General features: G+C 73.0%; 9 protein-coding genes. 3 read left to right on the top strand and 6 right to left on the bottom strand.

What is annotated here, in order from left to right:
• A partial coding sequence (locus tag G5C62_RS24445; protein ID WP_277424822.1) for a M17 family peptidase N-terminal domain-containing protein occupies positions 1 to 321 on the bottom strand: 321 nt, incomplete at its 3' end.
• 69 nt (positions 322 to 390) lie between these two features.
• On the opposite strand from G5C62_RS24445, the gene gcvT reads away from it, so the two are divergent.
• Positions 391 to 1,509 (top strand): glycine cleavage system aminomethyltransferase GcvT, encoded by a 1,119-nt coding sequence (gene gcvT / locus G5C62_RS24440; protein WP_164703054.1) that lies wholly within the window; start codon positions 391 to 393, stop codon positions 1,507 to 1,509.
• A gap of 24 nt (positions 1,510 to 1,533) precedes the next feature.
• Here the strand turns inward: gcvT and G5C62_RS24435 are convergent, their stop codons facing one another.
• The 3 genes from G5C62_RS24435 to G5C62_RS24425 all read right to left on the bottom strand — a co-directional run bounded on the left by G5C62_RS24435 (position 1,534) and on the right by G5C62_RS24425 (position 3,985).
• Complete coding sequence (locus G5C62_RS24435; protein WP_164703053.1) at positions 1,534 to 2,694, bottom strand: YihY/virulence factor BrkB family protein; 1,161 nt, start codon at positions 2,692 to 2,694, stop codon at positions 1,534 to 1,536.
• Between the two features lie 134 nt (positions 2,695 to 2,828).
• A complete protein-coding gene (locus G5C62_RS24430) occupies positions 2,829 to 3,545 on the bottom strand; it encodes a DUF3618 domain-containing protein (protein ID WP_164703052.1) in 717 nt (238 codons plus the stop codon).
• Positions 3,542 to 3,985: a phage holin family protein gene (locus tag G5C62_RS24425; protein ID WP_164703051.1), complete on the bottom strand. Its 444-nt coding sequence runs from the start codon at positions 3,983 to 3,985 to the stop codon at positions 3,542 to 3,544. Before G5C62_RS24425 ends, G5C62_RS24430 begins: the two co-directional genes overlap by 4 nt.
• Positions 3,986 to 4,128: 143 nt before the next feature.
• Between G5C62_RS24425 and G5C62_RS24420 the strand changes: the two genes are divergently transcribed.
• On the top strand, positions 4,129 to 4,341 hold the full coding sequence (locus tag G5C62_RS24420) for a hypothetical protein (RefSeq protein ID WP_036334846.1): 213 nt from the start codon (positions 4,129 to 4,131) through the stop codon (positions 4,339 to 4,341).
• Positions 4,342 to 4,440: 99 nt separating this feature from the next.
• Here the strand turns inward: G5C62_RS24420 and G5C62_RS24415 are convergent, their stop codons facing one another.
• On the bottom strand, positions 4,441 to 5,424 hold the full coding sequence (locus G5C62_RS24415; RefSeq protein ID WP_164703050.1) for an aldo/keto reductase family protein: 984 nt from the start codon (positions 5,422 to 5,424) through the stop codon (positions 4,441 to 4,443).
• 62 nt (positions 5,425 to 5,486) lie between these two features.
• Complete coding sequence (locus tag G5C62_RS24410; protein WP_164703049.1) at positions 5,487 to 6,104, bottom strand: DUF3043 domain-containing protein; 618 nt, start codon at positions 6,102 to 6,104, stop codon at positions 5,487 to 5,489.
• 204 nt (positions 6,105 to 6,308) lie between these two features.
• Here G5C62_RS24410 and G5C62_RS24405 point away from each other — a divergent pair, with 204 nt between their 5' ends.
• Positions 6,309 to 6,665, top strand: coding sequence for an iron-sulfur cluster assembly accessory protein (locus tag G5C62_RS24405; RefSeq protein ID WP_036334939.1), 357 nt, complete (start codon positions 6,309 to 6,311; stop codon positions 6,663 to 6,665).
• The last annotated feature ends 207 nt before the right edge of the window (positions 6,666 to 6,872 follow it).

Below are 6,872 nucleotides of genomic sequence, written 5' to 3'. Positions count from 1 at the left end.
CGCGCGGCTGGCGGCACCGGCGGCCCGGCGGACCGCCTCCGCCGAGTACGAGCCGTCGGCCTGCGGGGCGCCCAGCCCGGCCACGGCGACGACCGGGAACGGGCCCTGGCCGAAGGTGGGCAGCTTGGTGACCTCGTCCTCGGCCCCGCGGGCGCCGAGATCGGCCAGCGCGGCCAGGAGCCGACCGCCGAGGAGCCGGTCGACCGCGTCGGCCCCGGGCGTGGACAGCAGGCCTGCCGGTCCCTGGCCGACCCCGACGACGAGGGCGTCGGCGGTCAGCTTCTCGAGCGGGCGGTCGGTGGCGGAGATGGTAGGCGGCACCCGTCGATCGTAAGGAGGTGGTGAGGACGGCGTACGACCGGCAGGCCGCCGACCACTAGCGTGCTGGCGGTGAGCCCGCTGACCTCCCCCCTGCACGATCGTCACGTCGCCGCCGGTGCGAAGTTCGCCGACTTCGGTGGCTGGTCCATGCCGATCGAGTACGCCGGTGGTGGCGTGCTGGCCGAGCACACCGCGGTCCGGGAGGGCGTCGGGCTCTTCGACGTCTCGCACCTGGGCACCGCGACGGTGCGTGGCCCGGGGGCCGCCGACTTCGTGAACTCCTGCCTGACCAACGACCTGGGCAAGATCGGGCCCGGCCAGGCCCAGTACACGCTGTGCTGCGTCCCCGACGGTGACCCGCAGGCGGGGGGCGTGGTCGACGACCTGATCGTCTACCTGCACGGCCCGGACGACGTCCTGCTCGTCCCCAACGCGGCCAACGCGGCCGACGTGCTGGCCCGGCTCTCGGCCGAGGCGCCGGCGGGGGTCATCGTCACCGACCGGCACACCGAGGTCGCCGTCCTGGCGCTGCAGGGACCGCGCTCACCGGAGGTGCTGGCGGCCGTCGGCCTGCCCGGCGAGCTGCCCTACATGTCCTTCGCCGAGACACCCGGCTCCGGCGGGGACGAGGTCACCGTCTGCCGGACCGGCTACACCGGCGAGCACGGCTACGAGCTGCTGGTCGCCGCCGAGCGTGCCGGGACGCTGTGGGACGCGCTGCTGGCTGCCGGCGAGCCCGAGCAGATCCGGCCGTGCGGCCTGGGCGCCCGGGACACCCTGCGCACGGAGATGGGGTACCCGCTGCACGGCCACGAGCTGTCGCGGGACATCACCCCCAACCAGGCGCGGTCGGGGTGGGCCGTGGGCTGGGGCAAGGACGCGTTCTGGGGGCGCGAGGCCCTGGCCGCGGAGAAGGCGGCCGGCGCGCCGCGTCAGCTGTGGGGTCTGCAGGCGCCGGGTCGTGGGATCCCGCGCCCCGGCATGCTCGTGCTCGGTGCCGACGGCTCGCGGATCGGCGAGGTCACCAGCGGCACGTTCTCCCCGACCCTGCGGACCGGGATCGCCCTGGCCCTGCTGGACAGGTCCGCCGGTGTCGCCGAGGGGACCGAGGTCGCCGTCGACGTCCGGGGACGGCCCCAGACGGTCGTCGTCCGGCGTCCCCCGTTCGTGGAGTCGCACGTCCGCTGAGGGCCGGGGCGCCGCTCGTGGTGACTACTTGCTGGGCACCGGGGGGTCGGGCACCTCGTCGGCGACCACGGCGTCCCGCTTCCCCATCGGCTCGGGGTCGCCCTGGGTGGTGTCCTGCGCGGTCTGGTGCTCGGTCTCGGCGTTGATCTCCGCGCCCAGCAGCACCAGGTAGCAGGTCAGGTACAGCCACAGCATCAACACGATGACGCCGGCGATCGCGCCGTACGTCTCGTTGTAGGAACCGAAGTTGTTCACGTAGAAGCTGAAGGCGACGCTGACGACCGCCCAGATGGCGGTGACCACCAGGGAGCCGAGGCTCACCCAGCGGATCTTCGGCGCATCCCGGTCCGGGGCGACCCGGTAGAGGACCGCCAGGGAACCGACCACCACGGCCAGCAGGAGCACCCAGCGCAGGACCTGGGCCAGGACCGTGCCGACACCGCCCAGCGGGAGCGCGTCCAGCACCACCGGGACCACGGCGATGAGGGCGAAGGTGATGAGGATGAAGACGATCGCGCCCAGGGTGAGCACCAGGGAGAGCGCGCGCAGCTTGAGGAAGTTGCGGGTCTCGACCTCGTCGTAGGCGATGTTCACCGCCTTCACCATGTTGTTCACACCGCCGGACGCCGTCCACAGCGCACCGAGCACCGAGGCGATCAACCCGAAGGTGAGCGCCCCGCCGGCGTTGCTGGTGATGTCGGTCAGCTGCTCGGTGAGGATGTCCTGGGCGCTCTCCGGGAGCTGGTCGGACAGCGACTCGATCTGCTGGGTGACCTGCTCGGGGGAGGCGACCAGGCCGTAGATCGAAATGGTCGCGATCAGCGCCGGGAAGATCGAGAGGAAGGCGAAGAAGGCCACCCCACCGGCGATGATCGGCATGTTGTCGGCGTTGTTCTCCGCCCAGGACCTCTTGAGGACCTGCAGCCAGCCGCGCGGTGGGATGTCCGTGGGCCGGTCGGCGTGGATGCCCGGCATCTCCTCGGCCTCGGGCACCTCCCGAGCCGGGCGGGCGGCTTCCCGCTGCTCGCCGCGGACGACGGCCGTGGAGGATGCTCCGCTGGCCCCGTCGTCACGTCCCGCAGCGCGGGCTTCTGCAGCCCGCATCGCGGCCCGCCGCTCGGCCTTCTCCTGCACCCGCACGCGGATGTTCTCCACGGCGCTGCCCGGCCGCCCGTTGTCGACCATCGGTCTCGTCCCCTTGTCTCGGGTCTGCAGGTGGATCGGTGGAACGGCGGCGTCCACCGGTTCCCGGCCGGCCCCACGCGGGGGCCGGCCGGGAGGCGGACCGTGCAGCTCAGGCCGGGTTCACCGGCGTGAGCTCAGCGGCTCAGCTGGGCCAGCGTGCGGCGCCAGCCGGAGCGACGGCGCGGCAGGCGCCGGGCGGCGGCCCGCTGGGTCGCGGCGACCTGCTGCACCGCGACGCGCTCGCCGGCCCGCACCCGGGCAGTGGCGGCCCGCTGCGTGGCCGACAGCTGCCTCGAGGCGGCCCGCTGCTTCGCGGACAGCTGCTCGGTGGCGGTGCGCTTGTGCGCGGTGAGGCTCTTGACCGCGGCCTTCCGGCGAGCCGTCGCGGCCTTTCGGCGGACCTCGGCGCGCTCGGCCGCCTTCTTCCGTGCCGCCACGCGCTCCTTGCCGGCGCGCTTCGCCCGCTGCTGGGCCGCCTTTCGTGCCGCTGCCTGACGGCGGGCGGCCTGCTTGGCCGCCGCCCGCTCCTCCGCGGTCCGCCGGCGCTTGCGGCGCCAGGAGAGCAGCCCGATGACCGCGGTGAGGGCGGCCACGCCGCCACCGATGACGGCCGGCGGGTTCTCCCGGTACGTCTCGACCGCGGTGTCCTTCGTCCGGTTGGCGCTCTCCAGCGCCGAGCTCTTGGCCTGGTCGACGCGCTCGTGGGCCCGGGCCGGGACGTCGAGCCGGTGGCTGAGCTCGTCGACCGTGCGCCCGAGCTGTTCCCGGGTCTGCTCGATGTCGGCGCGGATCGCGTCGGGGTCGTTCGGCCCGGCAGCGCCGTCCGCTCGGGTGTCGTCGGCTCCGGTCATCGGGAGGCACTCTCCTTCACGGTCGCGACATCGGTCTTGACGCTCGCGATGGCCTCGGTCGGCACCGGCGGGGCGGCCTGCTGGACGTCCTTCTTGCCGATCAGGGCGAGCACGGCGGCGACCACGAAGAGCACGACCGCGACGATGACGGCGGCCAGCCAGCCGGGGAGGACCAGGGCGAGGGCGAGGACGGCGGCCGCGACGAGCACCTGGAGACCGAGGAAGCCGAACAGCCCGGCGCCGCCGAAGAGGCCGGCTCCCAGCCCGAACTTCTTGGCCTTGGTGCTGACCTCGGCCTGGGCCAGGCGCATCTCGTCCCGGACCAGCCGGGTCAACTGCTCGGAGAGCTGCCCGATCAGCTGACCGGTGGAGGCGTTCTCGGGGGCGGGCGGGGGTGTCTCCACCCGGCTGGCACCGGCGCCCGTGGTGGGCTGGCTCATCTGTACTCCGCGTGGTCGGGCGTGGGTGATGCCCTCACCATGCCCCTGTGCTTACCGCGTAAACCAAGATCGCCACCGCGCGCACCGGTACGGCCGGCTCGGTCCGGGCTGCTCCGGGGGCAGGAGATCGCTAGCCTGCCGCCATGAGCTGGACCTGGCAGCTGGAAGACCCCTCGGGTGCGCCGATCGACCCTGCCACGCTCGGGGTGGAGGTGCCCGAGTGCGACAACCAGGGCGACGCCGAGTCCTGGCTGGGGGAGTCCTGGCGTGACCTGCTGGAACGCGGCGTCGCCACGGTGACGCTGCAGGAGGACGGCGAGCGGGTGTACGGCCCGATGGGCCTGGCGGCGAACTGACGCGGCCCCCCTGTCCCACGGCTCGCGGGCCGGCGGCGGGCCTCTGCGAGAGGGGCCCGCCGCCGTCCTGCGCGCGGGGGGTGGAGGGCTGTGCCCTGCTCAGCCGCGCGAGGTCTTGGCGGGGTCGCGCTCCACGGCGTCGCCCAGCACCTGGTCGATGCGGGTCAGGACCTCGGCCGGCAGCTGGACACCGGCGGCCTGCACGTTGTCGTGCACCTGCTCGGGCCGGCTGGCGCCGATGATGGCGGCCGCCACGTTCCGGTTCTGCAGCACCCAGGCGATCGCCAGCTGCGCCATCGACAGGCCGAGCTCGTCGGCGATGGGCCGAAGCTCCTGGACGCGGGTGAGCACGTCGTCGGTCAGGTAGCCCTTCATCGACCCGCCCACCGTGGCGTGCCCGCCGCGGCTGTCGGCCGGCGGCTGCTGGCCGGGCAGGTACTTGCCGGTGAGCACGCCCTGAGCCAGTGGGGACCAGACGATCTGGGAGAGGCCCTCCTGCTCGCTGGTGGGCATCACCTCGGCCTCGATGACCCGCCACAGCATCGAGTACTGCGGCTGGTTGCTGATCAGCTGGACCTTGAGCTCGCGAGCCAGCTCGGCGGCGGCGGCGATCTCCTCGGCGCGCCACTCGGAGACGCCGAGGTAGAGCACCTTGCCCTGCCGCACCAGGTCGGCAAAGGCGGTCATCGTCTCCTCCAGCGGCACCGAGGAGTCGTACCGGTGTGCCTGGTACAGGTCGACGTAGTCGGTCTGCAGCCGCTGCAGTGACGCGTTGCAGCTCTCGGTGATGTGCTTGCGGGACAGGCCGCGGTCGTTGGCCCCCGGGCCGGTGGGCCAGTAGACCTTCGTGAAGATCTCCAGGCCCTCCCGGCGCTGGCCGGCCAGCGCTCGGCCCAGGACGGACTCGGCCTTCGTGCCGGCGTAGACGTCGGCGGTGTCGAAGGTGGTGATCCCGACGTCGAGGGCGGCCCGCACGCAGGCGTGGGCGGCGTCCTCCTCGACCTGGCTGCCGTGGGTCAGCCAGTTGCCGTAGGCGATCTCGGAGATGGTCAGGCCGGAGCGGCCGAGGCGTCGTGTCTGCACGACTGCGGAGACTACTTAGCGGGACTCACCAGCGTCGGCCCGTCCTGCGGGAGGGTCCCTCTTCAGACCTCGGCGCCCAGCGGCACCTGCGGCTTGGGGAAGCGCCAGCGGCGGATCATCGTGGCCCGGCTGACGCCGTACCAGACCAGGCTGCGCATCTTCTGGTCGGTGTCCGGGAAGCGCTCGGTGACCTTCGCCTTGATCCTGCGGCCGAGGAGGAACGAGTCGCCGATGATCACCAGGAAGAAGGCGAACCACACGAACACGGTGTAGCTCTGCACGGCCGGGACCGGGATGAAGTAGCCGACCAGCACCAGCGCGGCCACCGCCAGGAAGAAGCTGCCGGCGTTGCGGCGGGCGTCGACGACGTCGCGGACCAGTCGGCGCACCGGGCCGCGGTCACGGGCGGGCAGTGCGCTGTCGTCGCCGCGGGCCGCGGCGAGACGGGTGTTGCCACGGCCCGCGGCCTGCTGCTCGCGCATCCGCTTGTAGGCCTCCTTGCGTGTGGTGGGCGGCGGCGGCACCGGCCCACTGCGCCGTCCCTGCGCCTCGTTGCGGCGCGGGGTGGGGCGGCCCTTGCCCGTCGTGCCGACCGCCGTCGACCCGTGCGGGGTGACGGTGGTGACGGCGTCCGACGCCGTGTCGGAGGTGGGACGGCGGCCGGGCAGGCGGAGCTTCACGGCGGCGAGTCTACGTGGACACCGCCTCCCATCAGGGGCGCCACGACAGCGGTGTGCCCCGGGCGAGCGGTGCGGGCACCGCCCCGTGCGGCATTCGCGCCGTACAGTGGGAAGCAGCTCCGCCACGGCGGTGTTGGCCGTTCTGAGAGCCCGCCCTCCGTGGCGGGCCGAGCAGGACACCCTCGAGTGTGGGAGGACCACGACATGACCGTGCAGGACACGCAGGCCCCCGGCGCCACCGGCGTCATCCTCAGCGACCCCGCCGCCCTCAAGGTGAAGACGCTGCTGGAGCAGGAGGGTCGCGACGACCTGCGGCTGCGGATCGCGGTGCAGCCGGGTGGTTGCTCGGGTCTCCGCTACCAGCTGTTCTTCGACGAGCGCTTCCTCGACGGCGACCAGACCTTCGAGTTCGGTGGCGTCGAGGTGATCGTCGACCGGATGAGCATCCCGTACCTCAGCGGCGCGACGATCGACTTCGTCGACACCATCGAGAAGCAGGGCTTCACCATCGACAACCCGAACGCGGGCGGCTCCTGCGCCTGCGGCGACTCGTTCCACTGATCGCCCGCTAGCCCGAACGCACCGAGGCCCGGCACCCCGCGAGGGGGGCCGGGCCTCGGTGCGTCCCGGGTGGGAGGAGCGGCCTCAGACATCCCATGGTTCGGGAGGTCAAGCCGCGGCCGCGGTGATTGCGGGCCAGGCGGTGTCCTCGTCGTAGCGGGTTCTGGTCTTGAGGCAGCCGTGGAGGATGCCGACGAGTCGGTTGCC

The sequence above is a fragment of the Modestobacter sp. KNN46-3 genome (assembly GCF_011039295.1).
Note: the sequence above shows the minus strand (reverse complement) of the source record. Positions and strands in the feature narration are given on the sequence as shown.